At 34.3% G+C, this 24,945-nt stretch carries 26 protein-coding genes; 22 read left to right on the forward strand and 4 right to left on the reverse strand.

The genetic code is table 11. The features are described 5' to 3' along the window. Nucleotides 1–107: 107 nt before the first annotated feature. From KFZ70_RS01025 to KFZ70_RS01040, 4 genes are all read left to right on the forward strand, one after another. Nucleotides 108–1,298 (forward strand): pyridoxal phosphate-dependent aminotransferase, encoded by a 1,191-nt coding sequence (locus KFZ70_RS01025; RefSeq protein WP_139696559.1) that lies wholly within the window; start codon nucleotides 108–110, stop codon nucleotides 1,296–1,298. Continuing rightward, nucleotides 1,298–2,311 (forward strand): UDP-N-acetylmuramate dehydrogenase, encoded by a 1,014-nt coding sequence (gene murB, locus KFZ70_RS01030; protein WP_139696560.1) that lies wholly within the window; start codon nucleotides 1,298–1,300, stop codon nucleotides 2,309–2,311. Before KFZ70_RS01025 ends, murB begins: the two co-directional genes overlap by 1 nt. A 68-nt stretch (nucleotides 2,312–2,379) precedes the next feature. Further along, on the forward strand, nucleotides 2,380–2,910 hold the full coding sequence (locus KFZ70_RS01035) for an RNA polymerase sigma factor (protein ID WP_139696562.1): 531 nt from the start codon (nucleotides 2,380–2,382) through the stop codon (nucleotides 2,908–2,910). Between the two features lie 12 nt (nucleotides 2,911–2,922). Next, entirely contained in the window at nucleotides 2,923–3,711 is a 789-nt protein-coding gene (locus KFZ70_RS01040; protein ID WP_139696565.1) for an anti-sigma factor, read from the forward strand. Nucleotides 3,712–3,786: 75 nt separating this feature from the next. On the opposite strand, the gene aqpZ is transcribed toward KFZ70_RS01040, so the two are convergent. Continuing rightward, on the reverse strand, nucleotides 3,787–4,473 hold the full coding sequence (aqpZ, locus tag KFZ70_RS01045; protein ID WP_139696567.1) for an aquaporin Z: 687 nt from the start codon (nucleotides 4,471–4,473) through the stop codon (nucleotides 3,787–3,789). A gap of 155 nt (nucleotides 4,474–4,628) precedes the next feature. Here aqpZ and KFZ70_RS01050 point away from each other — a divergent pair, with 155 nt between their 5' ends. The 7 genes from KFZ70_RS01050 (at nucleotide 4,629) to KFZ70_RS01080 (ending at nucleotide 11,921) form a co-directional block, all read left to right on the forward strand. Beyond that, nucleotides 4,629–4,832, forward strand: coding sequence for a membrane or secreted protein (locus tag KFZ70_RS01050; RefSeq protein ID WP_139696568.1), 204 nt, complete (start codon nucleotides 4,629–4,631; stop codon nucleotides 4,830–4,832). Between the two features lie 7 nt (nucleotides 4,833–4,839). After that, complete coding sequence (locus KFZ70_RS01055) at nucleotides 4,840–5,958, forward strand: glycosyltransferase (RefSeq protein WP_199240670.1); 1,119 nt, start codon at nucleotides 4,840–4,842, stop codon at nucleotides 5,956–5,958. Beyond that, complete coding sequence (locus KFZ70_RS01060) at nucleotides 5,949–6,494, forward strand: RNA polymerase sigma factor (protein ID WP_139696570.1); 546 nt, start codon at nucleotides 5,949–5,951, stop codon at nucleotides 6,492–6,494. Before KFZ70_RS01055 ends, KFZ70_RS01060 begins: the two co-directional genes overlap by 10 nt. Continuing rightward, nucleotides 6,495–7,715: an Nramp family divalent metal transporter gene (locus tag KFZ70_RS01065; RefSeq protein WP_139696572.1), complete on the forward strand. Its 1,221-nt coding sequence runs from the start codon at nucleotides 6,495–6,497 to the stop codon at nucleotides 7,713–7,715. A 43-nt stretch (nucleotides 7,716–7,758) separates the two neighbouring features. Further along, nucleotides 7,759–8,637: a lipoyl synthase gene (gene lipA, locus KFZ70_RS01070; RefSeq protein ID WP_139696574.1), complete on the forward strand. Its 879-nt coding sequence runs from the start codon at nucleotides 7,759–7,761 to the stop codon at nucleotides 8,635–8,637. 2 nt (nucleotides 8,638–8,639) lie between these two features. Beyond that, the gene (gap, locus tag KFZ70_RS01075) at nucleotides 8,640–9,656 is read left to right on the forward strand and encodes a type I glyceraldehyde-3-phosphate dehydrogenase (RefSeq protein WP_139696576.1); all 1,017 of its coding nucleotides are present in this window, start codon (nucleotides 8,640–8,642) and stop codon (nucleotides 9,654–9,656) included. 66 nt (nucleotides 9,657–9,722) lie between these two features. After that, a complete protein-coding gene (locus KFZ70_RS01080) occupies nucleotides 9,723–11,921 on the forward strand; it encodes an ATP-binding protein (protein ID WP_233244038.1) in 2,199 nt (732 codons plus the stop codon). Here KFZ70_RS01080 and lpxK read toward each other — a convergent pair. Further along, nucleotides 11,911–12,891, reverse strand: a complete 981-nt coding sequence (lpxK, locus tag KFZ70_RS01085; RefSeq protein ID WP_317128544.1) for a tetraacyldisaccharide 4'-kinase — start codon at nucleotides 12,889–12,891, stop codon at nucleotides 11,911–11,913. The genes KFZ70_RS01080 and lpxK overlap by 11 nt on opposite strands. Nucleotides 12,892–13,053: 162 nt before the next feature. Here lpxK and KFZ70_RS01090 point away from each other — a divergent pair, with 162 nt between their 5' ends. The 4 genes from KFZ70_RS01090 (at nucleotide 13,054) to KFZ70_RS01105 (ending at nucleotide 16,724) form a co-directional block, all read left to right on the forward strand. After that, nucleotides 13,054–14,148 carry a Nif3-like dinuclear metal center hexameric protein gene (locus KFZ70_RS01090; RefSeq protein WP_139696582.1) on the forward strand — a complete coding sequence of 365 codons (1,095 nt, stop codon included), beginning with the start codon at nucleotides 13,054–13,056 and terminating at the stop codon, nucleotides 14,146–14,148. Nucleotides 14,149–14,151: 3 nt separating this feature from the next. Continuing rightward, nucleotides 14,152–14,931: a zinc ribbon domain-containing protein gene (locus tag KFZ70_RS01095; protein WP_139696584.1), complete on the forward strand. Its 780-nt coding sequence runs from the start codon at nucleotides 14,152–14,154 to the stop codon at nucleotides 14,929–14,931. A gap of 260 nt (nucleotides 14,932–15,191) precedes the next feature. Continuing rightward, nucleotides 15,192–15,848 carry a peptide-methionine (S)-S-oxide reductase MsrA gene (gene msrA, locus KFZ70_RS01100; protein ID WP_139696586.1) on the forward strand — a complete coding sequence of 219 codons (657 nt, stop codon included), beginning with the start codon at nucleotides 15,192–15,194 and terminating at the stop codon, nucleotides 15,846–15,848. Between the two features lie 81 nt (nucleotides 15,849–15,929). Continuing rightward, a complete protein-coding gene (locus tag KFZ70_RS01105) occupies nucleotides 15,930–16,724 on the forward strand; it encodes a cation transporter (protein WP_139696588.1) in 795 nt (264 codons plus the stop codon). A gap of 6 nt (nucleotides 16,725–16,730) precedes the next feature. Here KFZ70_RS01105 and KFZ70_RS01110 read toward each other — a convergent pair whose 3' ends face one another. Next, complete coding sequence (locus tag KFZ70_RS01110; RefSeq protein WP_139696590.1) at nucleotides 16,731–17,531, reverse strand: bifunctional 2-polyprenyl-6-hydroxyphenol methylase/3-demethylubiquinol 3-O-methyltransferase UbiG; 801 nt, start codon at nucleotides 17,529–17,531, stop codon at nucleotides 16,731–16,733. A gap of 33 nt (nucleotides 17,532–17,564) precedes the next feature. Between KFZ70_RS01110 and KFZ70_RS01115 the strand changes: the two genes are divergently transcribed. Further along, complete coding sequence (locus KFZ70_RS01115) at nucleotides 17,565–18,212, forward strand: hypothetical protein (RefSeq protein ID WP_139696592.1); 648 nt, start codon at nucleotides 17,565–17,567, stop codon at nucleotides 18,210–18,212. Between the two features lie 144 nt (nucleotides 18,213–18,356). On the opposite strand, the gene KFZ70_RS01120 is transcribed toward KFZ70_RS01115, so the two are convergent. Further along, on the reverse strand, nucleotides 18,357–18,776 hold the full coding sequence (locus KFZ70_RS01120; RefSeq protein ID WP_139696594.1) for a (4Fe-4S)-binding protein: 420 nt from the start codon (nucleotides 18,774–18,776) through the stop codon (nucleotides 18,357–18,359). Between the two features lie 116 nt (nucleotides 18,777–18,892). Between KFZ70_RS01120 and kynU the strand changes: the two genes are divergently transcribed. From kynU to KFZ70_RS01150, 6 genes are all read left to right on the forward strand, one after another. Continuing rightward, the gene (gene kynU, locus KFZ70_RS01125) at nucleotides 18,893–20,164 is read left to right on the forward strand and encodes a kynureninase (RefSeq protein ID WP_139696596.1); all 1,272 of its coding nucleotides are present in this window, start codon (nucleotides 18,893–18,895) and stop codon (nucleotides 20,162–20,164) included. Next, nucleotides 20,157–21,572: an NAD(P)/FAD-dependent oxidoreductase gene (locus tag KFZ70_RS01130; protein ID WP_139696598.1), complete on the forward strand. Its 1,416-nt coding sequence runs from the start codon at nucleotides 20,157–20,159 to the stop codon at nucleotides 21,570–21,572. Before kynU ends, KFZ70_RS01130 begins: the two co-directional genes overlap by 8 nt. 2 nt (nucleotides 21,573–21,574) lie before the next feature. After that, entirely contained in the window at nucleotides 21,575–21,976 is a 402-nt protein-coding gene (locus tag KFZ70_RS01135) for a RidA family protein (protein WP_139696600.1), read from the forward strand. Continuing rightward, nucleotides 21,976–23,415: an aldehyde dehydrogenase gene (locus KFZ70_RS01140; protein ID WP_139696602.1), complete on the forward strand. Its 1,440-nt coding sequence runs from the start codon at nucleotides 21,976–21,978 to the stop codon at nucleotides 23,413–23,415. The genes KFZ70_RS01135 and KFZ70_RS01140 overlap by 1 nt, the downstream gene beginning before the upstream one ends. Before the next feature lie 37 nt (nucleotides 23,416–23,452). Further along, on the forward strand, nucleotides 23,453–24,235 hold the full coding sequence (locus KFZ70_RS01145; protein WP_139696604.1) for an SDR family oxidoreductase: 783 nt from the start codon (nucleotides 23,453–23,455) through the stop codon (nucleotides 24,233–24,235). Between the two features lie 151 nt (nucleotides 24,236–24,386). Beyond that, nucleotides 24,387–24,920: a 3-hydroxyanthranilate 3,4-dioxygenase gene (locus tag KFZ70_RS01150; RefSeq protein WP_139696606.1), complete on the forward strand. Its 534-nt coding sequence runs from the start codon at nucleotides 24,387–24,389 to the stop codon at nucleotides 24,918–24,920. Nucleotides 24,921–24,945: the final 25 nt, after the last annotated feature.

Here is a 24,945-nt window from a genome sequence, read left to right on the forward strand (position 1 = left end):
TCGTTATGTATCAATTTACAAATCTTTATTCTTGTGTGCTGAATTAGCCCGTTTTTTTAAAAAAACTTTAAGAATATTTTCTCAACTTTGCAGCCTAAATTGAAAAAATGCCAACGATATCAAAAAAAGGCAAATTAATGCCTGCCTCACCTATTAGAAAGCTTGTTCCTTTTGCGGAACAAGCAATAAAGGCTGGAAAACACATTTATCATTTAAATATAGGCCAACCAGATATAAAAACCCCAGAGGTTGCCTTGCAAGCCGTTAAAGACAATACTATTGAAATTCTTTCTTATTCACGCTCTGAAGGCTCTGAAGCGTATAGAATAAAATTGGCAAAATATTATGCTAAACATGGTATAGATGTATCACATGAAGATATCATTGTAACTACTGGAGCCAGTGAAGCTTTATTATTTCTGTTTAGTAGTATTATGGATCCAGAAGATGAAGTTATCATCTCTGAACCTTTCTATGCCAATTATATTGCGTTTTCAACCGCTACAGGTGTTAATGTTGTTCCTGCAATTTGTAATATTGATGACAATTTTGCGCTACCTTCGGTTGAAACATTTGAAAAATTAATAAGTCCAAAAACCAAGGCTATCTTAATATGCAACCCTGGCAATCCAACTGGTGCTTTGTACAGTAAAGAAGAAATTCATCAGCTAGCTGAACTTGCCTTAAAACACGATTTATTTTTAGTTGCTGATGAAGTGTATCGTGAGTTTATTTATGATGGTGAATCACATTACTCTATCTTACAGGAAAAAGGTATTGAACAACATGCTGTAATGATAGATTCTGTTTCTAAACGTTACAGCATGTGTGGTGCTAGAGTAGGCTGTTTGGTTTCTAAGAATACAACCGTTATGCAAACGGTACTAAAATTTGCTCAAGCTAGGTTGAGTCCACCAAGTTATGCTCAAATAGCTAGCGAAGCCGCTTTAGATACGCCTCAAAGTTACTTTGATAATGTTATAAATGAATATTTAGAACGCAGAAATACCTTAATAGAGGCCCTAAAAAAAATAGATGGTGTAAAAGTAGCTGTTCCTAAAGGAGCGTTTTATTGTATTGCAGAATTACCTATAAAAAACTCAGATGATTTTGCCCAATGGCTACTAGAATCCTTTGACATTGACGGCGAAACTATCATGGTGGCTCCCGCTGGTGGATTTTATTCAACACCAGGCGTTGGGCTAAACCAAATAAGAATTGCCTACGTATTAAATAAAGAAAGCCTCCTAAAAGCTGTTAACATACTGAAAGAAGCCTTAAAAGTGTATCCTAATTAGTGGAAATTAAAACCAACATATCTTTAAAGCCGTTTAATACCTTTGGCATTGATGCGCATGCAAAGTATTTTGCAACTGCCAATACACTTACCGAGCTAAAAACCTATGTTACTGCCCAAGAATACCCAAATAAACTTATTTTAGGAGGAGGCAGTAATATTTTGCTTACCAAAGACTATGACGGATTGGTCATTTTGAACAGATTAAAAGGCATAGAGCTTGTAAATCAAAATGACGATTTTGTTTTTGTAAATGCACAAGCTGGAGAAAATTGGCATGAGTTTGTACTTTGGTGTATTGCAAACCATTATGGAGGCGTTGAAAATTTATCACTAATCCCTGGAAATGTAGGTACGGCGCCTATTCAAAATATTGGCGCTTATGGTGTAGAACTAAAAGATGTTTTTCATTCATGTGAGGCACTTGAAATTAAGACAGGAAAGTTAAACCAATTTACAAATACCCACTGTAATTTTGGCTACAGAAATTCCATTTTTAAAAATGAAGCAAAAGGTCAATTTATTATTACAAGTGTCACTTTTAAACTAACTAGGCAGCATCATAAACTAAGCATCAACTACGGAACAATTATTTCTGAATTAGAAAAACAAGGTATTCAAAACCCAAACATTAAAGATGTTTCTAACGCTGTAATAAGCATTAGAAAAAGTAAATTACCCGATCCGAAATTTATTGGAAATAGTGGAAGTTTTTTTAAAAATCCTGTTATTGAACGAACACATTTTGATAAGCTAGCCAATAATTTTTCAGATATACCGAGTTATCCTGTTTCAGATAACCTAGTAAAAGTTCCCGCTGGATGGCTTATTGAAAAAGCTGGTTTTAAAGGAAAACAATTCAATAATTATGGGGTTCACAAAAACCAAGCCCTTGTTCTTGTTAATTATGGCGGGGCGCAAGGTTCAGATATTTTAAAGCTTGCTCTGTTAATTCAAAAAACAGTAAAACGGCTTTTTAACATTATCATTGAACCTGAAGTTAATATCATATAATCTAAAAAGAAATTTCTACCTTTAGCGTCACGGATTTTTATGACCCTGTTCAATAAATATAACTTACTTTGATTTCACCAATAGAAAAAGAGATTGTTAACTTGTTACAAAATGGTGACAAGAAAGCAGTTAGCTTACTTTATGAAAACTATGCAGATGCCCTATACGGTGTTATTCAAAAAATCATTGCTGATGAAGAAACCGCACAGGATGTACTTCAAGAAACATTCGTGAAAATTTGGCGATATGCCAAAAAATATGATGCAAGCAAAGCCAAACTTTTTACCTGGCTGTACAGAATTGCATACAATACAGCGATAGACAAAGTAAGATCTTTAAAAAATAAAACGGGAAATGAAGTCCAGATTGAAAATTCACCCGTATATAAAATAACATCCAATGAACTTAATCAGGATGTTTTAGATATAAAAAAGCATCTAAACACATTAGATGAAAAGTATCAAATAGTGATTAATGCCCTCTTTTTTGAAGGTATGACGCAGCAGGAAGCTAGCGATGAATTAGATATTCCGTTAGGAACAATAAAATCTAGGTTAAAAATTGGATTGCGTGAATTAAAAAAAATTTACAATCCGTAAAAATATAACGTCATGAATGAAAAAATAAATACATTTTTAAGTTCTGGCCTTTTAGAAAAATATCTATTAGGTGAAACCAATTCTGTAGAGACAGAAATGGTAGAATCTTACATAGCTAGATATCCAGAAGTTGAAAATACATACAACACATTACAACACAACTTAGAAATTGTTGCAAAAAGTAATGCTATTGAAGCGCCCAAACATATTTTGAGTGCTGTTTTAAATGAATTAGATGACACTCCTGTTATTAGTTTAAAGCCTAAAAACAGGTATAAAAAGTGGTATAAATACAGTATTGCCGCTAGTATTACCGCTTTATTATTTGCAGGAACATCTTATATCTTTTATAATCAAAATCAAAAATTATCAAAAGAAAACCAAGTGGTAGTTGATGAATTGTTTGATTTACGAGGTGACATTGAGCAAAATAACAAAATGCTTGACAATGTTATGAGGCAACTTTTAAAGCTTAACAATCCTGAAACTGAAAAGTATATCATAAAAGGTAATGATAGAGCCAAAGATTTAAAAACGGTGGCTTACATTAATGCCAAAGAAAAAACATCTATGATAGATGTTGTATCACTTCCAGATTTACCAAATGAGCAATGTTATCAAATTTGGGCAGAGCTACAAGGTAAAATGGTCAACTTAGGTATTTTAGATAAAGCCGACAGAAAATTACGCAATATTCCTTACATGGAAGATGCCCTTGCTTTAAGTATTACTATTGAGCCAAAAGGAGGAAACACCATTGCCTCTGTTGAAAACTCAGTAGCACAAATTAGTTTACAATAATCCATTGAACTAAATTGTAAAAAGCCTCATTCAAACAAAATGAGGCTTTTTTATTGCGTTTTAGTCTACTTATATTTAAACGTCTTCAAACATTGCTTTATGAATCAAACCTGCTACAACTGCCCCAGCAATAGGAGCTATCCAAAACAACCATAGCTGTCCCAAATACTCTCCACCTGCAAATAACGCCTGGCTAGTTGACCTAGCTGGATTTACAGAGGTATTCGTGATAGGAATACTGATTAAATGAATAAGCGTTAATCCCAAACCTATCGCAATAGGAGCAAATCCTTTAGGGGCTTTACCATGAGTACTTCCCAAAATAATTAACAGAAAAAACATAGTTAATAAAAACTCAGCAATAAAACCAGCTGTCATAGAATAACCATCTGGCGATAAATCGCCATAACCATTGGCAGCAAACCCCCCAATATCAACAAAATCAGATTTATTACTTAAAATTAAAAATAAAGTACCCGCAGCAATTATACCTCCAACTAACTGCGCAACAATATAGCCCAACAAATCTTTAGTATCAAACTTTCCTCCGGCCCATAACCCAAGCGAAACCGCAGGATTAAAATGTCCACCAGAAATATGGCCAACAGCATAGGCCATGGTTAATACAGTTAAACCAAAGGCAAAAGCAACACCAACAAAACCTATTCCTAATTCCGGATAACCTGCCGCAAACACCGCACTACCACAACCTCCAAAAACCAGCCAAAACGTACCAAAGAACTCTGCAAATAATTTTTTCATAATAAAACAATGTTAATAGATTAATATTCTAAATGTACAAATAATTCATTATTAAGACACTATACACATAATTAGTCACTTAAAATTTTGGTTTCAATCTTCCATTTTGTCTGTTGCAAAAACATTATCTTTGCATAAATTTTTATAACGTTCACATGAAACTTCTTTTAATAACAATTGTTCTGTTAGGATTAGGTATAGCTGGTATAGGCATAAAATTATGGGCTAAGAAAGACGGTAAATTTGCTGGTACTTGTGCAAGTCAAAATCCAGTACTTAACAAAGAAGGAGAAGCTTGTGGATTTTGTGGCAAAACTCCCGATCAGTTTAGTGAATGTAACGAACCTAAACATTCATAAATAGTTAATGGAAATTCTTGAAATTGTATGCTACGCATTTATAGCTGTAGTTATTATTCAAGCTCTATTTTATGTTGTTGTTTTTTCAAAACTAGCTTTTTATAAAAAGAAAAAAAAGGCTTTTCAAACTAGTAGTGCTCCCCTATCAGTCATTATTTGTGCAAAAAATGAAGCTGATAACCTAAAAACATTTTTACCTTATATTATTAATCAAGACTATCCAGAATTTGAAATTGTTTTGATTAATGACGCTTCAAATGATGACACGTTTGAGGTCATGGAACACTTTAGCAGTTTACACGCTAATATTAAAGTGGTTAATGTAAAAAGTATTGAAGCATTTTGGGGAAACAAAAAATACGCTTTAACTCTAGGAATTAAAGCAGCTAAATACGATCTTTTTATTTTTACCGATGCTGACTGTAAACCGCTTTCAAAATATTGGTTACAAGACATGGCTGGTCATTTCAGCTCTGAAAAAACCATTGTTTTAGGCTATAGCCCTTACGCAAAAATCAAAAATTCCTTTTTAAACAAACTTATTAGGTTTGAAACATTAATGACCGCTGTTCATTACTTCTCTTTTGCTCTTTCTGGTTTGCCATATATGGGCGTTGGCAGAAACTTAGGCTATACTAAAGACACATTTTTTAAAGCCAACGGATTTATAAATCATATTCAAGTAAAATCTGGAGATGATGACCTTTTTGTAAATCAAGTGGCAAATTCTAAAAATACTGCTATTAGTCTTTCAAAAAAGAGTTTTACAGAATCGAAACCTAAAACAAGTTTTAAAAGTTGGTATAAACAGAAAAGACGTCATGTTTCAACTGCATCTTTTTACAAAACAAATCACAAACTAATTTTAGGCTTATTATACATAACAAATCTGCTTTTTTGGGTTTTATCAATTCTGCTTTTTGCCTTTAATTTTCAATGGCAATTGGTATTGGCCTTATTTCTATTTAGAATGCTATTACAATATATCTTTATAGGAAAATCTTCAAAAAAACTTCTTGAAAAAGATTTGATTCTGCTATTTCCCCTGTTAGAATTTTTTCTTGTTTTTATACAATTAACTATCTTTATCAATAATCTTATTTCAAAACCTAACCATTGGAAATAGACCAAGCCATTAAATTGGCAAAGAATAACGACCAGAAAGCTTTTAATTTTTTACTTGATATGTTTTGGGATGATGTTTATGGCTTTCAGCTAAAACGTACCCAAAATGAAAATGATGCCGAAGACATTACCATTCAAACCTTCTCAAAAGCTTTTGATAAAATTGATACGTTTAATGAAATCTACACCTTTAAAACGTGGTTAATTTCTATATCTAAAAACATTCATATTGATTTATTAAGGAAAGAGAAAAACTCCATTACGCAAGTCATTTCAAATGATGACCAAGAAGTCTTTGAAGTACTAGATGGAGCGCCTTCACCAGAGGACAAGTTAATTACCGAGCAACATCTTGCCAAGTTACTTCGTGATATAAAAAAACTTAAACCACATTATCAAGAAATTATAAACCTAAGGTATTTTCAAGAACTTAGTTACAAAGAAATCGCACAAGAACTTGGCGAACCCATGAACAGTGTAAAGGTTAAATTGCTAAGAGCTAAAAAACTTTTGGCTGAAATCATTCGAAGAAATTAAATGTTCAAACACATAAAAAATCTAGGTCCAGGCTTGCTGTTTGCGGGTGCAGCTATAGGCGTTTCGCATTTGGTGCAATCTACTCGGGCTGGTGCAGATTTTGGTTTAGGACTTATTTGGGCCTTGCTATTGGTTAACGTGTTTAAATATCCTTTCTTTCAGTTTGGTCCTAGATATGCCACTGCAACTGGCGAAAGTTTACTTGATGGCTACAGCAAACTTGGTAAAAGTATTTTGATTGTGTATTTTGTTTTAAATCTTGCTACCATGTTTACCATTCAAGCGGCTGTAACTATAGTCACAGCTGGCTTAGCGTCTTCGTTATTTGGTCATTTTATTAGTCTTGAACTTTGGACGATAATAATCCTTATAATCTGTTTGGTACTTCTCATTTTTGGAAAATACAAATTACTAGACAGATTGATGAAAATAATCATAGTTACCCTAACTATTTCTACCATTGTTACGGTGTCTATGGGCATATCAAATCATGAAAGCTCACTCTCCTTTCAGCAGGTTTTACCTAAAAACAGCATTGAAATTGCCTTTCTCATTGCTTTTATGGGCTGGATGCCAGCACCACTTGATATAGCCGTTTGGCAGTCCTTGTGGTCTGTTGAGAAAAACAAAGAATCTAAAACATATCACACTAAAACAGCTCTTTTTGATTTTAATATTGGCTATTTAGGCACTACACTTTTAGGTATTGGCTTTGTACTTCTTGGAGCTTTGGTTATGTTTAATAGTGGTGAAACCTTTAGTAATTCAGCAAACGTATTTTCTAGTCAGTTAATCAAAATGTACACATTAAATTTAGGAGATTGGGCCTATGTATTTATTGGCATAGCAGCATTTACTACCATGTTTAGCACTACCCTTACAACGCTTGATGCATCACCTAGAGCTATGGCAAAAAGTGCTTCACTACTTTTTAAAAATACTAAAAAACTCAACTATACGTTTTGGATTATGCTCTTAACCATAGGTACCATAGGCATCTTTATGTTTTTAGCTTCTGAAATGGGCTTGTTGATAAAAATAGCAACCATCTTATCATTTGTAACCGCACCATTTTATGCCATAATTAATTACAAACTAATATCTAGTAAGCACACGCCTAAAAAATGGCAACCTTCAAAAATAATGCATGTGTATAGTATACTTGGTATCCTTTTTTTAATCGGATTCAGTCTTTGGTATGTTGTTTCAATAGCAATTTAATTTAGCAGAATACTTTGTATCTTTGCACACTCATTTTATGTCTATGAAAACGAATACAGCTTCAAATATTTTGCCCGAACCTAAAGGAAAGCCCAAATGGTTACGTGTTAAACTTCCAACCGGAAAAAAATACACCGAGCTACGAGGACTAGTTGACAAATACAAATTAAACACCATTTGTACTTCTGGAAGCTGCCCCAATATGGGAGAGTGCTGGGGAGAAGGCACAGCCACGTTTATGATTCTAGGTAATATATGCACCCGATCATGTGGGTTTTGCGGAGTAAAAACAGGACGTCCTGAAACAGTAGATTGGGACGAACCAGAAAAAGTAGCCCGTTCTATAAAATTAATGAATATAAAACATGCTGTTTTAACAAGTGTGGATAGAGATGATTTGAAAGACATGGGCAGTATTATGTGGGCAGAAACCGTTAATGCGGTTAGAAGAATGAATCCTGAAACTACTTTAGAAACGCTCATTCCTGATTTTCAAGGTATAGAACAACATATTGACAGAATTATAGAAGTAGCTCCGGAAGTTGTATCGCATAACATTGAAACCGTAAGACGGTTAACACGAGAAGTTAGAATTCAGGCGCAATACGATAGAAGCTTGGGGGTTTTAAAATATTTAAAACATAAAGGACAGCGTAGAACAAAGTCTGGTATCATGCTTGGTTTAGGAGAAACTCGTGAGGAAGTTATTGAAACGCTACACGACCTTAAAAATAATGATGTTGACGTTGTTACGATTGGTCAATATCTACAACCTAGCAAAAAACACTTACCTGTAAAACAATTTATCAATCCAGATCAATTCAAAGAATATGAAGCTATTGGTTTAGAACTTGGCTTCAGGCATGTTGAAAGTAGTGCTTTGGTAAGATCATCTTACCGTGCTCAAAAACACATTCAATAGCCATGATAAGGATTGCTATTAATGGTTTTGGCAGAATAGGCAGGCGGGTATTTAGGCTACTAGCAAAGCAAAATGATATTCAAGTAGTCGCTATAAATGATTTAGCTGATGCCAAAACACTAAGTCACCTGTTAAAATATGATAGCGTTCATGGTATTTTTAAGTATGACACATCACATGACGCTGAACACATTATTGTTGATGGACGAAGCATTCCCCTTTTAAACCAATCGCATCCAGAAGCTATTGATTGGAACCCTTTTAATATTGACTTTGTTATTGAATGTACGGGAAAATTTAAAACCAGATCATCATTAAAAAGCCATATATACAATGGAGCTAAAAGGGTAATTTTGAGTGTTCCTCCAGTAGAAGATGATATTAAAACCGTAGTATTAGGTGTTAATGACCATATCATTAGCGGTTCAGAATTAATAGTATCAAATGCCTCTTGTACCACCAACAATGCGGCTCCTATGATTGATGTTATGGATAAACTTTGCGGTATTGATCAAGCCTATATTACTACCGTGCACTCCTATACTACTGACCAAAGCCTGCATGATGAACCCCATCGTGATTTACGACGATCTAGAGCTGCCGGACAGTCTATTGTACCTACAACAACTGGAGCTGCAAAAGCCTTGACCAAAATATTTCCTGAACTTTCAAATGCTATTGGGGGTTGTGGTATACGCGTTCCTGTTATAAATGGTTCATTAACAGATATTACATTTAATGTAAAGCAAGAAGTAAGTATTTCAGAAATAAACGAAACCTTTAAACATGCTGCCCTTAACAACTATAAAGGGATTATTGAATACACGTCAGACCCCATTGTTTCTATAGATATTGTTGGAAACACGCACTCCTGTATATTCGATTCTCAAATGACCTCAGTAATAGGAAAGATGGTTAAAATTATTGGCTGGTATGATAATGAAACGGGATACTCAAGCAGAATTATTGACCTAATACGTAATTTGTCGATAAAAAATTACGTTTTATCGATAAAATAATTATATTTGCTTATAATATTAGGTAAAATGTCCCAATTTAAGTGTTACATATATATTATCATCTTCTTGATAAATTTAGGTGCTGTGTCTCAAAACTCCATCAATGATGACCCTGAGATCACACAGAACAGCATTAATCACTGGATTGCTCAATCTGAAGTAGAATTAGAAAACTATAATTATTTTAGCGCTCAAAAAGATTTGGATAAGGCTTTAGCTTTAGCCGAAAAATCAAACAACAAAAAAAGTGCGGGTATTATTTATGCGCTTAAAGGAAAGCTAAAACTAATAACGCAAGAAGAAGATAAGGCTATTAAATTGTTAAACAAAGCCATTGAGATTCAACGCATAATTAATGACAACAAAAATCTAGGAAGCTCTTATAAAATTTTTGCTGATGTTTATTTTGCTAAAGGAGATTTTTACTCTGCTTTAGATTCTTACAGAGCTGCTAAATCAAAATTTGAAGAAGAGGAACTCAATAGAGAGTTGGCCGAAACCCTTTTAAGCGAAGGTAAAACTTATATTCAACTAAGAAACTACCACAAGGCAAGAGACCTCATAGAACAATCTATTGCCGTATCAAAAAAGTACGATTATTATAAAACTGAAAGCGAAGCTTTAGTAAATCATGCTCTAACCTACAGCAAATTAGGAAATCAAGAAAAAGCATTAGCGCTTGCTCTAGAAGGTCTTAATATTGCAAAAACCAACAATTACACCTCAATTATTAATGAAGCCTACTTACTTCTTAGCGAGCTTTATAATGATACTGGAGCTTATAAAGACTCAAGAGATTTCTTAAAAAAGCATATTACACTTTCTGACTCCATTAGAGAATTAACAATAAGTTCTTCAAACAGTCAAGAAACACAATATTTGCTAAATGAGGAAAAAGAAAAAAATCAGGAAATTGTTGAAAAACTAGAAAAAGCGGAAGATGAACAAAATATGAGTACCTTAATTTCTATATTAAGTGTGGCTTTAATTACTATTTTATCTCTTCTTACGCTTTCTCTGTATAAAAACAATAACATTAGACTTAAAACCAATAATATGCTTCACAAAAAAAACAGTGAACTAATTATTGCTAAAGAAAAAGCTGAACTCGCCTCAAAAACAAAAGCCAACTTCTTATCAACAGTAACTCATGAATTAAGAACGCCGCTTTACGCTGTTACTGGATTAAGCAACATGCTTTTAGATGAAAACCCAAGACCTGAGCAAGTGCAACATCTTAAGTCTCTTAAATTTTCTGGTGATTACTTACTTACGTTTATAAATGATATTCTTCAAATCAATAAAATTGAAGCAAATAAAGTTGACATAGAACCTGAAACTTTCAACTTAAAGAAAAAAATCAATAACATTATTCTTGCCTTGAACAACTCGGCTCTTGATAATAATATAAAGATTCACTATGAGTTTGATAAAGAACTCCCAGAAAACTTCATTGCCGATCAATTAAAAATTTCTCAAATACTAATCAACCTTATAGGCAACTCCATCAAGTTTACAAAGGATGGTGATATCTGGATTCGGGTTTATAAAATTGAACAACAAGGCAAAACATATATACTTCGTTTTGAAATAGAAGATAACGGCATTGGTATTAGCCAAGAAAAGCAAGACCATATGTTTGAGAGCTTCTCTCAAGGGTCCATTCAAATCAATAGAAAATATGGCGGAACAGGCTTAGGACTATCTATTGTAAAAGGATTAATTGACATTTTAAAAGGAAAAATTTACGTAAAAAGTGAGCTTGACAAAGGAACTACTTTTTATTTTGAAATACCACTTGAACATACTACCGTTGAAGAAGCTCAAGAAAATGCACCAACATATTTTGATGGCAAATCTGACGATTTAAATCTTACAAATGTTAAAATCCTGGTGGTTGAAGACAATAAAATCAACCAAATGATTACTAAAAAGATTTTAACGAAAATGAATCTGAAATGTGATATTGTTGACAATGGAGAAGCAGCTGTTGAAATGATTAAAGCGAACGCTTACAACATTGTTTTAATGGATATTCATATGCCTGGCATTAGTGGTATAGAAGCCACCAAACAGGTGAGAGAATTTGATAAGAAACTTACTATTTTTGCTTTAACAGCAGTAACCATAGAAGATAAAATGCATGAGTTTGAAGAAGCTGGATTTACTGATATTATTCCTAAACCGTTCAAACAAGAAGAGTTTGAGAAAAAATTATACAATGCCTTAGCTTCAAAAAAAGAAACACCTTCTACTAGCGCTTAATCGCCTTTTCAATTAAAGCATTGAATTTATTTGGATAATCTAATTTTACTTGAATAGGCAAATAATACAGTTTATCCTTTAAAGTTTCATACTGTTTTAAACGCATAAAATCTTTTTCTGTGGTTAAAATCATTTCTTTTTGCTCCAGTAATACTATATCGACTTCAGAAAACTCATGGTGATCTTGAAAATTTAAATGATCAAAATTGAACTGTTTTGCCTTTAAAAATTCAATCAATGACGTTGGATTTGCAATTCCTGTAACCAAAGTAAAACCACTTTTCAAATCGTGTAACGCCATAGATTCACTTACAGAACATATCTGCTCTGCATATGCTATAGAACTAAAAAACACTGCTTGATGAGCTTCTGGCTTTATTTGTTCAATAATACGTTTCTTTTCTAGAGTATTAAGGTCATGAGGACATTTGGTAACAACAATGATTTGAGCCCGTTTGGCTCCACTACGTGGTTCTCTTAAATTTCCAGTAGGCAACAGAATATCTTTAAAATAAGGGGCATTATAAGTAGTTAGCAATATATTTAACCCAGCCTTCACTTTTCTATGCTGAAACGCATCATCAAGTAAAATAACATCAGGATCGTGTTCTTGCAACTGCTCAATACCGTTTTGCCTGTTTGCATCAACCGCTACCAAAACATCTGACTTAAATTTATTGTAAAACTGAAAAGGTTCATCGCCAATAGAGGCCACAGTGCATGTTTCATCAGCTAATTGAAAACCTTTCGTTTTTCGTTTATATCCTCTACTTAATGTCGCTATTTTATACTCATGTTTCAGTAACCGAATCAAATACTCAATCATAGGTGTTTTTCCTGTTCCTCCCACACTCAAGTTACCAACACATACAACAGGTACACTATATGACTTTGACGGTTTCCAACCAAAATCATACAATGTATTTCTTAACCAAGTGACCAAAAAATAAATGGGTACAAATGGTAGCAAGATTTTCCTAATAAAGTTCATGGAAAAGAGATCAATGATTCGCCTAAAAATAAAGTTCGAAATATAACAATTATTCCACCAACGCTCATATTTCAAATGACAGAATTTAATACCTACGCTTGAAAGTATTTATTTTATCTTTGACTATAAAATAGATAGCACATGATTATTCAAGACGTTATAAATCATCTAGAAGAGCTTTCACCACTAAACTATGCTGAAGATTTTGACAATGTAGGACTTCTAGTTGGTGACAAAAACACAAAACTAACGGGAGTTTTAGTAACACTTGACACGCTTGAAGCTGTTATAGATGAGGCTATAAATGAGCAATGCAATCTTATTGTGAGTTTTCATCCTATAATTTTTAAAGGCTTAAAAAAGCTTACTGGAAAAACCTATGTGGAGCGTGTGGTTATGAAAGCTATAAAACACGACATTGCTATTTACAGCATGCACACCGCCTTAGATAATGCCTTTCTTGGTGTAAATGATATGATTTGCAGTCAATTAGAACTAGAAAACAAACAAGTTTTAATTCCTCAAAGTCAAACCATAAAAAAACTAACCACCTATGTACCTAAAAACGAAGCAGGCACCTTAAGAAAAGCCCTTTTTAAAGCAGGAGCGGGAAGCATAGGAAATTATGATGATTGCAGTTTTAATGTAGAAGGTTATGGCACCTTTAAGGGTAATGAAAATTCTAATCCCACAAAAGGAAATCAGGGAGAAATTCACACTGAAGAAGAAACAAAAATAACTATCACTTTTGCTAAACACTTAGAACATCGTGTTTTGAAAGCGCTTTTCAGCACGCACTCATATGAAGAAGTGGCTTATGAAATCATAACCATTGAGAACAAAAATCAGCATATTGGAATGGGCATGGTAGGTTCCTTAAAAACACCCATGGATGAAGCTGGTTTCCTAAACTATTTAAAGTTAAAATTCAGTACACCCTGTGTAAAACATTCGGCTTTTTTAAATAAGCCCATACAAAAAGTTGCTGTTTTAGGCGGTTCGGGTAGTTTTGCTATTAACGCCGCTAAAGCCCATGGTGCAGACGCTTTTGTGACAGCCGATTTAAAATATCATGACTTTTTCACAGCAGAAAATAGTATTCTTTTAGCTGATGTTGGACATTACGAAAGTGAGCAATTCACAAAAAATCTTTTAGTAGCGTATCTTACAAAAAAAATTAGTAATTTTGCAATCATTTTATCAAAGACAAATACCAATCCTGTTAAGTATTTTTAAAGTATGGCTAAAAAGAAAGAAGTAACTGTTGAAGAGCGTTTAAGAGCTTTATACGATTTACAACTCATCGATTCTCGTATAGATGAAATAAGAAATGTTCGTGGAGAACTTCCTTTAGAGGTTCGTGATTTAGAAGATGAAGTTGCTGGACTTAATATTAGATTAGAAAAACTTGTTGCTAATTTAGAAGTTATAGATAACGATATTGCTGGAAAGAAAAATTTAATTGAAGAATCAAAAGCTTTAATTAAAAAGTATGCTGAGCAACAAAAAAATGTTAGAAATAACAGAGAGTATAATTCTTTAACAAAAGAAATTGAATTTCAAGAATTAGAAATCCAATTAGCTGAAAAACACATTAAAGAATTTAAAGCTCAAATAGAGCAAAAAAAGCAGGTTATTGCCGACACTAAAGAACGCTTAAAAGAGCGAGAAAGTCACTTAAAACACAAAAAAGGTGAACTTGACGCCATTTTAGCTGAAACTGAAAAAGAAGAAGAAGCATTAATTCAAAAATCTAACGATTACAAAGAACAAATTGAAGATCGTTTGGTAGCAGCTTACACCAGAATAAGAAATAATGTAAAAAATGGGTTGGCGGTTGTGCCTATTGAAAGAGGTGCTTCTGGAGGTTCGTTCTTTACCATACCACCACAAGTGCAGGTTGAAATAGCTTCGCGCAAAAAAGTTATTACAGATGAGCATAGTGGCAGAATTTTAGTTGACCCTGTTTTAGCTGAAGAACAAAAAGCAAAAATGGAAAAACTGTTTTCAAAAATATAGTTTATTTTAAACACAAAATATTTAAAACCTCCTAAATTTGGAGGTTTTTTTATACTCTTAGTTAAGGTATTACCTCAAAATAAAATAAGGTAAGCCTTATTTTTAATTTGTGCTACTAATGCTACCTACTTAAAAAATATCTCAATACCCCTAAGGCATCAGCATTAATGTTCCAACTAAAATATACATAACATAAAACTATTTTTTTAAATAGTTTTAAGGATTTAATTTTCCATACGTCTATTATATAAACAACTACTATGAAACATTTAATCTCTTTTTTTACATTGGTTCTATTTTGTAGCTGCCAAAACAATGCTCAAACTAACAAAACACAAGAGGCAGTAATACAAGCCAACCCTGTTGAAGTTCCTGTGGAACACGGCAAAGCAAAGGCCTATTTTGCCAGCGGGTGTTTTTGGTGTGTTGAAGTTATTTATGAAAGCGTAAAAGGTGTTGAAGAAAGTATTTCTGGGTATTCTGGCGGACACACTAAAAATCCTACTTACGAAGCTAGCAACACAGGAAAAACAGGTCATGCTGAAGCTGTTGAAATTATATACGACCCTAAAATAGTGAGTTTTGAAACCCTTGTTGATGTTTATTTTACCTCACAAAATATCACACAGGTAAACGGTCAGGGTAATGATAAAGGCTCTCAATACCGCTCCATCATCTTCTATCAAAATGAGGCGCAAAAACAAATTATTCTTAAAAAGAAAACGGAGTTAGAACAACAATTAAAAATTAAAGTAGCAGCTGAAGTGTATCCATTTCAGAAATTTTGGATTGCTGAAGATTATCATCAAGATTATGAAAAAAAGCACCCCAATCATCCTTACATTCAAAATGTATCTATTCCCAGACTAAATAGATTTAAATCAAAAATGCCTCATGTTTTGAAAGACAATCATTAAACAAACCTGCTACTGCTTGACTTAATTTAGAATTTCGACTAGATTTGTCTGCGTTATAATTGCAAAACATAAATGAATTGCATGTATAAAACAGTATTTGAAATTACCAAAATGGATTGTCCTTCTGAAGAGAACCTCATCCGAATGAAATTAGATGATATTGCAAATATTGCACATTTAGACTTTGACATCCCCAACCGCAAACTAACCGTTTACCATCATGATTTAACTGATGTAATTGAAACATCTATTCTTGAACTCAACTTGGGAGGAAAGAAAATCTCAACAGTCTTATCAAATCAGACCTCATTTACAGAAAGTGCAAATCAAAAAAAATTACTTTGGTGGGTGCTTACCATAAACGTCATGTTTTTTATTATTGAAATGATGACTGGAGTTATTTCAAAGTCAATGGGACTTGTGGCTGATAGTTTAGATATGTTGGCCGATAGTTTTGTCTACGGTATTAGCTTATTGGCTGTTGGTGGCACTATGATTAGAAAAAAAAGAATTGCAAAACTTGCTGGTTATTTTCAAATAGTATTAGCGTTGATAGGCTTTCTTGAAGTTGTGAGACGCTTTTTGGGATCAGAGCAACTCCCTCAATTTTCAACCATGATTATTGTATCTATTTTAGCGCTTTTTGCCAATGGTTTATGCTTAATTATTTTACAAAAATCAAAAAGCAAAGACGAAGCTCATATGAAAGCCAGCATGATCTTTACCTCTAATGATATCATTATTAATCTCGGCGTTATTCTTGCAGGCATCTTAGTGAATTGGCTTAATTCAAATAAGCCCGATTTAATTATAGGTACCATTGTTTTTGTTTTGGTCATTCAAGGAGCCTTTAGAATTTTAAAACTGAGTAAATAATTCTCTTTACGGTTTTGTTGCTTTTAGTGTAAAAATTAACGGGTATAACTTATCTTTTGTAGCATACATACCCGATGTAGTCTCCACCAAATTTGGCAAAACGTTATAAGGGCTTTCATCAAATTCGCGCAAATAATCTATATGTAAACCTGCTTCGGTAAGTGCTGAAACCACCTCTCCTAGTCCATGATTCCATCCATACTCTTTACTTACTATATTCGAACTTTTATCAGCATAAGTTCCCTCATACTCTTCATAAATAACATCTTTCTGCATATAACCAAATCGCATATAGGGCATATCTTCCAAATAATCAAACATCCAAACAATAGGATGAAACTCGGCTATAAAAAACGTACCGCCTTGATTTAACCGCTCTGCAATCATCTTACCCCATGGTTTTAAATCTGGCAACCAACCTATCACACCATAGCTAGTAAAAACAATATCGAAAGTTTTGTTTATAATTTTAGAAGCATCTAAAACATTACAGCATTCAAACTGTGCATCTAAATGTAGTTCATCGTTTAATTTTCTGGCCAGCTTGATACCCTCATCACTCAAATCTACACCTGTACACTGGGCTCCCATCCTACTCCAACTCAATGTATCCTGACCAAAATGACACTGCAAATGCAACAATGATTTTCCTGACACATTTCCTAAAGCCTCAAGTTCATAACGCTTTAACGAGGAATTCCCTTTTTTAAAACCTTCTAAATCATACAACGTACTTTTTGCATGAACAGCAACTTTTTTGTTCCATGTATCCCTATTCGTGTCAAAATAAATTTTATCTAGAGCCATATTCAAAAGGTTATCTTTGCAAAAACTAAATGTATGAAAAACTTTATTTATTGTGTTGGTATTTTAATCTTTAGCTTGTCTTGTCAGGAGACTACCAAAAAAAAATTAACGCCAACAACATTAACAGTAGCGGAAAAAATAGCTAAAGCCCATGGTTATGATCACTGGAAACATGTGATTGAGGTTAACTTTACCTTCGCAGGGAAAAGGCAATGGCAGTGGCAACCAAAAACCAATAATGTTACCTTGATAACCGAACAAGATACCATCTCTTATAACAGAAATACCTTAGACTCCACAGTTATAAAATTTGACAGAGCTTTTATAAATGATAAATTTTGGTTGTTTATTCCTTTTCAACTTGTTTGGGATAAAGGCACCTCTATTTCTGACCCTGAAAAAGTTAAATCGCCCATAAAAGGTATTGACTCACACAAAATCACCCTAACCTATGGTAGTCAAGGAGGCTATACACCTGGAGACGCCTATGATATTTATTATGATGAGAACTTTATTATAACAGAATGGGCTTTTAGAAAAGGAAATAAACCAACAGCAGGATTAATCAATACTTTTGAAAACTATCATGACTATAACGGATTAAAACTAGCATCAAGTCATAAAAAATCCTCTGGAGATTGGGATTTACAACTGACCAACATCTCTATTAAATTTCAATAAATTTTATATTTTTTTAACATTTATAAAACATCTTAAACCTTCAATGGTAACGTAAATAAAGTATAGTTGATTATTCCGCGTTATGCGTCTATATATATCAAAGCGCTTGATCCATAGGTTTAAGCGCTTTTTCATTACTAGAATTTACCCTTTAAAATCTATTTTCACATGTGAACCATCACAATAAGGTTTATTATTGGAACCACCACACCTACAAAATGCCGTTGTTTTACTTTTTAAATCTGTGGTTCCGTCCTTATGCACCACTTTCAACGCACCAAATACCAACAAAGGCCCTTTTTCTAACACTTCTACCTTTGTCTTTATGTCAGCAGATACCTTTTTAACTTCTGCATTCATATAAAAACTCAAGGCTCCAGATGGACATTGATTTACCTGATTTATTAATTCTTGCGTTGTCGCTTTATCAATGCGTAACCACGGCCTAACTCTAGGTCTAAATACCTGAGGTAGTCCTTTAACACATATGCCTGAATGAATACAAGATTCTGGTTTCCAAACAATAGTTACTTCCCCATTGGTATATTCTTTTGTTTTAGCCATAACGTTTGTTTTTACTAAAGATACAAAAAAATAAAGCTGAAAGTATTCTATCATGAGCCCCTTCATACCTTAGCAGATAATTCTTATTTTTGTTAGAAACCCAAAAACAAACAACGTTGTCCAACTATAAACTAGGTCTTGATTACGCCTTAGCACTAGACCAAAATGACACTTTAAGAGCCTATAGAAATCGCTTTTATATTCCGAAAGACAAAAACGGAAAGGATCTCATTTATATGACAGGAAACTCTCTGGGACTTCAACCAAAGTCAACAAAAATATTGGTACAGCAAGAATTAGACGATTGGGCTAACTTGGGTGTTGAGGGACATTTTGAGGCTAAAAACCCATGGCTAAACTATCATGAATATTTAACCGATAATATGGCGCAGATTGTTGGTGCCAAACCCATTGAAGTTGTAGTAATGAATACCCTTACTACCAACCTTCACCTCATGATGGTCTCCTTTTATCAACCCACCAAATCACGGTATAAAATCCTTATTGAAAGCGATGCCTTTCCCTCAGATAAATACGCCGTAGAGTCTCAGTTGCGTCATCATGGGTTTGATGATAAAGAGGGGCTTGTACTTTGGAAACCCCGAGTGAATGAAGAACTATTACATTGTGATGATTTAGAAACCATACTGAACGAACAAGGCGATGAGATTGCTTTGATTCTAATTGGTGCGGTTAATTATTATACAGGGCAGTTTTTTGATTTAAAACGCATCACACAATTGGGTCATAAACATAGCTGTAAAGTAGGTTTTGATTGTGCTCATGGCGCTGGAAACGTTACTCTAAATTTACATGATTCTGGTGCCGATTTTGCCGTTTGGTGCACTTATAAGTATTTAAACTCTGGCCCAGGAAGCCTGGCTGGATGCTTTGTTCATGAGCGACATGCCTATAAAAAAGATTTGAACAGATTTACAGGTTGGTGGAGTCATAATAAAGAAACACGTTTTAAAATGCGGGATGCATTTGATCAGCTACCTGGAGCTGAAGGTTGGCAACTTAGCAATCCGCCTATATTATCGCTTGCCGCCATAAAAGCATCATTAGACATATTTGCTGAAGTGGACATGGAACAACTTACTAAAAAATCTGAAAAACTTACGGGTTACTTTGAGTTTCTTTTAAAGACTTTAGGAGAAGACACTATAAAAATAATAACGCCTAGTGCTCCTAATGAACGTGGATGCCAGTTATCTATTCAGGTAAAAAATGCAGATAAATTGCTACATAACAAGCTTGCCAAAATGGGTGTTGTTACTGATTGGAGAGAACCTGATGTTATTAGATGTGCTCCTACTCCCTTTTATAATTCCTTTGAAGATGTTTACAAACTGGTAGAAACCCTCAAAAGTATTTTAGATGAATAAACAACAAAACATACTTATCATTGGAGCCGGACTATGTGGCAGCTTACTTGCTTTAAGGCTCGCCCAAAGAGGTTATAATGTTTCCATTTATGAAAAACGACCAGATTTGCGTAAGGTAAAAATGAGTGCTGGTCGTTCTATAAATTTGGCATTTTCTAATCGAGGTAATAAAGGCATCAAACTGGTTGAGTTAGAAGAAAAAATTAAAGCCCTTTGTATTCCTATGAAAGGCCGCATGATTCATGACGCTCATGGCAATACATTTCAATCAAATTATAGTGGTAAATCACATGAATTTATCAATTCTATATCAAGACGCGATTTAAATGTTTTACTACTTGACGAAGCCGAAAAACATGAAAACGTAAATATTTATTTCAATAAAAAATGTAAATCGGTTAATTTTGAAAAAACCACAGCGCTCTTTAAAGATTATTCCACACAAACAGAGTTTGTTGAAGATGCTGACGTTATTATCGCTACAGACGGCGCAGGTTCGGCTATGAGAAAAAGCTACTATTTAGAAAAAAAATTCCTTTTTAGCTTTTCTCAAAATTACCTTAGCCATGGGTATAAAGAACTTAGCATATTGCCTAAAACACCAGGCGAATATCAGTTAGAAAAAAATGCGCTTCATATTTGGCCACGCGGTGATTTTATGCTCATTGCCTTACCTAATTTAGACGGAAGCTTTACCGTAACTCTATTTTTAAGCTATCATGACGGTAAATACAACTTTAATAATCTTGCGGAAGAAAATGATGTTTTAGAGTTTTTTCAAAACGAATTTCCAGATGCTTTAGCGATTATGCCTAATCTGTTAGGCGATTTTTTTAAGAATCCCACGTCGCCTCTTGGTACTATAAAGTGTACACCATGGCATTATAAAGGCAACACCCTTTTAATGGGTGATGCAGCCCATGCTATTGTGCCTTTTTATGGGCAAGGCATGAATGCTTCTTTTGAGGATGTTGTTGAACTTGACAACATTCTTGATAAAAATTTGAGCACATGGGAAGAGGTTTTTCAAACCTATGAACACCAAAGAAAGCAAGACACCGATGCTATTGCCGATTTAGCAGTTGATAATTTTCATGAAATGAAAGACCATGTAGCGAACCCTATATTTCAAGAAAAACGTAAATTAGAGATGGCTTTTGAGCAACATTTTCCTGATGCTTACGCTTCAAAATATGCCTTGGTCACCTTTAACGAAAACATGGGCTATCATGAGGCTATGCTAAAAGGAAGAGCCCAAGATAAAGCTATTTTAAATTTATTAAACGATGGTGTTATTGCGTACCCAAACACCGTTAATTTAAAAACGTTAAAACCCATCCTAGAGAAAGTAAAAACAGAAACCAATGCCATTCTTGACGACAATAGAATTGCTGGATTAAACTATTAACTATGAAACAATCTGTAACACCGAGAGGCGCTTATCCTCATACCAAACGTGTGGGCGACTTTATTTTTGTATCAGGAACAAGTGCTAGGCAACCAGACAATAGTATTGCTGGGGTTCAAGTTATTGATGAAATGGGAACCAAAAAGTTTGATATTGAAGCGCAAACCAGAGCTGTTCTAGAAAACATAAATAAGAATTTAACTCAGGTTGGTGTTTCTATTACCGATGTGGTTGATGTAACTACCTTCTTAGTAAGCATGAATGATTTTGCGGGATATAATAAAGTGTATGCCGAATTTTTTAAAAAAGAAAACGGGCCTACACGAACTACTGTTGCTGTACACCAATTACCACATCCTGATTTACTCATAGAAATAAAAGTGGTAGCTTACAAAAAAGTATAATGAAGATTCAAAACTACATTAACGGCACATACCAAAACCCAAATTCTCAAGATTGGCTAGAGAATTTTAATCCGGCCAGTGGCGAAGTGTATGGCTTTATACCTAATTCAAATGAAGTTGATGTAGAACACGCTTTTCTTGCTGCAAAATCAGCTTTTCCTAGTTGGTCACAAACTTCTTTAGAAGAAAGAAGCCGCATACTCATAAACATTTCAGAATTACTTGAAGCGCATTTAGAGCGTTTTGCAGAAGCAGAGAGTATAGATAACGGCAAACCGCTAACTGTAGCTAAAACTATAGATATTCCCAGAGCAGCAAGTAATTTTCGTTTTTTCGGGCATGCCATCACCCAATTTGCAAGTGAAAGCCATGAAACAAAAGGATTTTCGGCTATAAACTATACCCTAAGACAACCCATAGGTGTGGTTGGCTGTATTTCTCCTTGGAACCTCCCCCTTTATCTGTTTACATGGAAAATTGCGCCAGCCATTGCAGCGGGCAACTGTGTTATAGCCAAACCAAGTGAAGTAACCCCAATGACAGCTTACATGCTTGGAACGCTTTGTACTGAAGCGGGTTTACCGCCTGGTGTACTAAATATTATACACGGTTCTGGCGAAAAAACAGGACAAGCCATTGTAAAACATCCTAATATAAAAGCCATTTCGTTTACTGGCGGAACAAAAACAGGGGCTACCATAGCTAAAATAGCGGCTCCTATGTTTAAAAAATTATCTTTCGAACTGGGTGGAAAAAACCCCAATATCATATTCGCTGATTGTGATTATGATACCATGCTTGAAACCACGGTAAAATCATCTTTTTCTAATCAAGGACAAATATGTTTGTGTGGCAGTCGTATTTTTGTGGAACAGTCCATTTATACTAAATTTAAATCAGATTTCATACAAAGTGTCAAACAACTTAAAGTTGGACACCCCATGGAAACTGATACTGATATAGGCGCCTTAGTTTCGCAAACACATTTAGAAAAAGTTTTAAACTATATGAGCATAGCGCGTTCTGAAGGACATAATATACTGTGTGGTGGACATCAAGTTCTTGTGAAAAATCATGAAAATGGTTATTATTTAGAACCTACGGTGATTGAAGTTAACACGAACAACTGCCAACTTAACCAAGAAGAAATATTTGGTCCTGTTGTAACCATTATGCCTTTTGAAACTGAAGAAGAAGTTTTAAACATGGCCAATGCATCAAATTACGGCTTATCGGCCACTATTTGGACTAACAATTTAAAACGAACCATGCATTTTACAGAACACCTACAAGCTGGAATTATATGGGTAAACACATGGATGCTCAGAGATTTAAGAACACCTTTTGGAGGCACAAAATCTTCTGGTTTAGGACGTGAAGGTGGTTTTGAGGCTTTACGTTTTTTTACAGAACCTAAAAATGTTTGTATTAAGTATTAAACAATCAAATAATAAAATATACTAACCAAAAAACTCTATGGATTTAAAAATCAATAATAAAAACGCTCTAGTATGCGGAAGCACAGAAGGCATAGGAAAAGCCGCAGCTATGGCTCTAGCCGCAGAGGGCGTTAACGTAACCTTAGTGGCTAGAAACAGAGAAAAACTAAAAGCCGTCCTTGCCGAATTACCACAACATAGAAATCATAGCCATATTGTGGCCGATTTTTCTAACCCAAGAGACCTTCAGGAACAAGTAATAAAATTTATTGAGAATCATCATGGATTTCATATTTTGGTAAATAACACTGGTGGTCCCAGAAGTGGTCAAATACTTCACGCAAGTCTTGATGAGTTTGACAAAGCGTTTACGCAGCACATAAAATGTAATCATATTTTAGCCCAAGCCACTATTCCGTTTATGAAAGATGTTGGATTTGGCAGAATTATTAATGTAATTTCAACATCTGTTAAAGAACCTATACCAGGACTTGGAGTAAGCAATACCATTCGCGGGGCCGTTGCCAGTTGGAGTAAAACATTAGCTACAGAGATTGGAGCATTTGGTATCACAATAAACAATGTTTTACCAGGCTTTACAGATACAAACCGTTTAGCCGAAATTATTCAAATAAAGGCAAACGCTGAGGAAACAACGGTTGATGAAATGACCAAAATCATGAAAAACTATGTACCTGCAAAACGCTTTGCACAACCCGAAGAAACCGCTAGTGTTATTGCTTTTTTAGCTAGTGAACAAGCTGCCTATATAAATGGCGCGAATATTCCTGTTGATGGTGGCCGAACTAAGTCTATGTAAAAATAATCCTTGAAGCTTTAATAGGATTTGAGGTCTTTGTATATTAGTAGTGAATTCGCGTTAAGGATAGAAGCGGCATCCTTTTTTGTTTAAGCAAAAAAGATATAGTGAATAGCCTGACCCTCGTGGTAACGCCTAAAATAATATTATAATGAGTACGTTAACATCACCCATAAATTTTAAGGCTTGGATTGAAGAAAACAGACATCTGCTAAAACCACCTGTAGGGAATAAAGTAGTTTGGAAAGACGCCGATTTTATTGTGATGGTTGTTGGTGGCCCGAACAACAGAAAAGACTATCATTACAATGAAACACCCGAATTTTTCTATCAAGTTGAGGGAAACATTGTACTGAAAATTATTGATAAAGGAACACCTAAAGATGTACAAATTAAAGAGGGTGATATTTACTTACTACCTCCAAAAGTACCGCACTCACCACAACGTGGCCCTAATACCGTTGGGTTAGTTATTGAGTATAAACGCCCAGAAGGCATGAGAGATGCGCTGTTATGGTTTTGTGAAAACTGTACCACAAAACTCTATGAAGAAGATTTTACTCTGGAAAATATTGAAACCGATATGCCCAAAATATTTGACAAGTATTACAGAGATACAACAAAACGAAGCTGTCCAAATTGTGGTACAATTATGCAACCGCCTTCGCAGGTTAAAATAGATTGATATTTTAATTTTAAAGATTCCTGAC

The organism is Allotamlana fucoidanivorans (assembly GCF_045788535.1).
GTDB classification, from domain to species: domain Bacteria; phylum Bacteroidota; class Bacteroidia; order Flavobacteriales; family Flavobacteriaceae; genus Allotamlana; species Allotamlana fucoidanivorans.

Excerpts from the sequence above, each read along its gene's own strand:
- KFZ70_RS01090 (WP_139696582.1), top strand. The coding sequence starts at position 13,054 with ATGATTATTCAAGACGTTATAAATCATCTAGAAGAGCTTTCACCACTA.
- KFZ70_RS01150 (WP_139696606.1), top strand. The coding sequence starts at position 24,387 with ATGAGTACGTTAACATCACCCATAAATTTTAAGGCTTGGATTGAAGAA.
- KFZ70_RS01145 (WP_139696604.1), top strand. The coding sequence starts at position 23,453 with ATGGATTTAAAAATCAATAATAAAAACGCTCTAGTATGCGGAAGCACA.
- KFZ70_RS01055 (WP_199240670.1), top strand. The coding sequence starts at position 4,840 with ATGGAAATTCTTGAAATTGTATGCTACGCATTTATAGCTGTAGTTATT.
- gap (WP_139696576.1), top strand. The coding sequence starts at position 8,640 with ATGATAAGGATTGCTATTAATGGTTTTGGCAGAATAGGCAGGCGGGTA.
- aqpZ (WP_139696567.1), bottom strand. The coding sequence starts at position 4,473 with ATGAAAAAATTATTTGCAGAGTTCTTTGGTACGTTTTGGCTGGTTTTT.
- KFZ70_RS01110 (WP_139696590.1), bottom strand. The coding sequence starts at position 17,531 with ATGGCTCTAGATAAAATTTATTTTGACACGAATAGGGATACATGGAAC.
- KFZ70_RS01095 (WP_139696584.1), top strand. The coding sequence starts at position 14,152 with ATGGCTAAAAAGAAAGAAGTAACTGTTGAAGAGCGTTTAAGAGCTTTA.
- KFZ70_RS01050 (WP_139696568.1), top strand. The coding sequence starts at position 4,629 with ATGAAACTTCTTTTAATAACAATTGTTCTGTTAGGATTAGGTATAGCT.
- KFZ70_RS01115 (WP_139696592.1), top strand. The coding sequence starts at position 17,565 with ATGAAAAACTTTATTTATTGTGTTGGTATTTTAATCTTTAGCTTGTCT.
- msrA (WP_139696586.1), top strand. The coding sequence starts at position 15,192 with ATGAAACATTTAATCTCTTTTTTTACATTGGTTCTATTTTGTAGCTGC.
- KFZ70_RS01105 (WP_139696588.1), top strand. The coding sequence starts at position 15,930 with ATGTATAAAACAGTATTTGAAATTACCAAAATGGATTGTCCTTCTGAA.
- KFZ70_RS01040 (WP_139696565.1), top strand. The coding sequence starts at position 2,923 with ATGAATGAAAAAATAAATACATTTTTAAGTTCTGGCCTTTTAGAAAAA.
- KFZ70_RS01065 (WP_139696572.1), top strand. The coding sequence starts at position 6,495 with ATGTTCAAACACATAAAAAATCTAGGTCCAGGCTTGCTGTTTGCGGGT.
- KFZ70_RS01025 (WP_139696559.1), top strand. The coding sequence starts at position 108 with ATGCCAACGATATCAAAAAAAGGCAAATTAATGCCTGCCTCACCTATT.
- KFZ70_RS01120 (WP_139696594.1), bottom strand. The coding sequence starts at position 18,776 with ATGGCTAAAACAAAAGAATATACCAATGGGGAAGTAACTATTGTTTGG.
- lipA (WP_139696574.1), top strand. The coding sequence starts at position 7,759 with ATGAAAACGAATACAGCTTCAAATATTTTGCCCGAACCTAAAGGAAAG.
- KFZ70_RS01130 (WP_139696598.1), top strand. The coding sequence starts at position 20,157 with ATGAATAAACAACAAAACATACTTATCATTGGAGCCGGACTATGTGGC.
- KFZ70_RS01135 (WP_139696600.1), top strand. The coding sequence starts at position 21,575 with ATGAAACAATCTGTAACACCGAGAGGCGCTTATCCTCATACCAAACGT.
- KFZ70_RS01140 (WP_139696602.1), top strand. The coding sequence starts at position 21,976 with ATGAAGATTCAAAACTACATTAACGGCACATACCAAAACCCAAATTCT.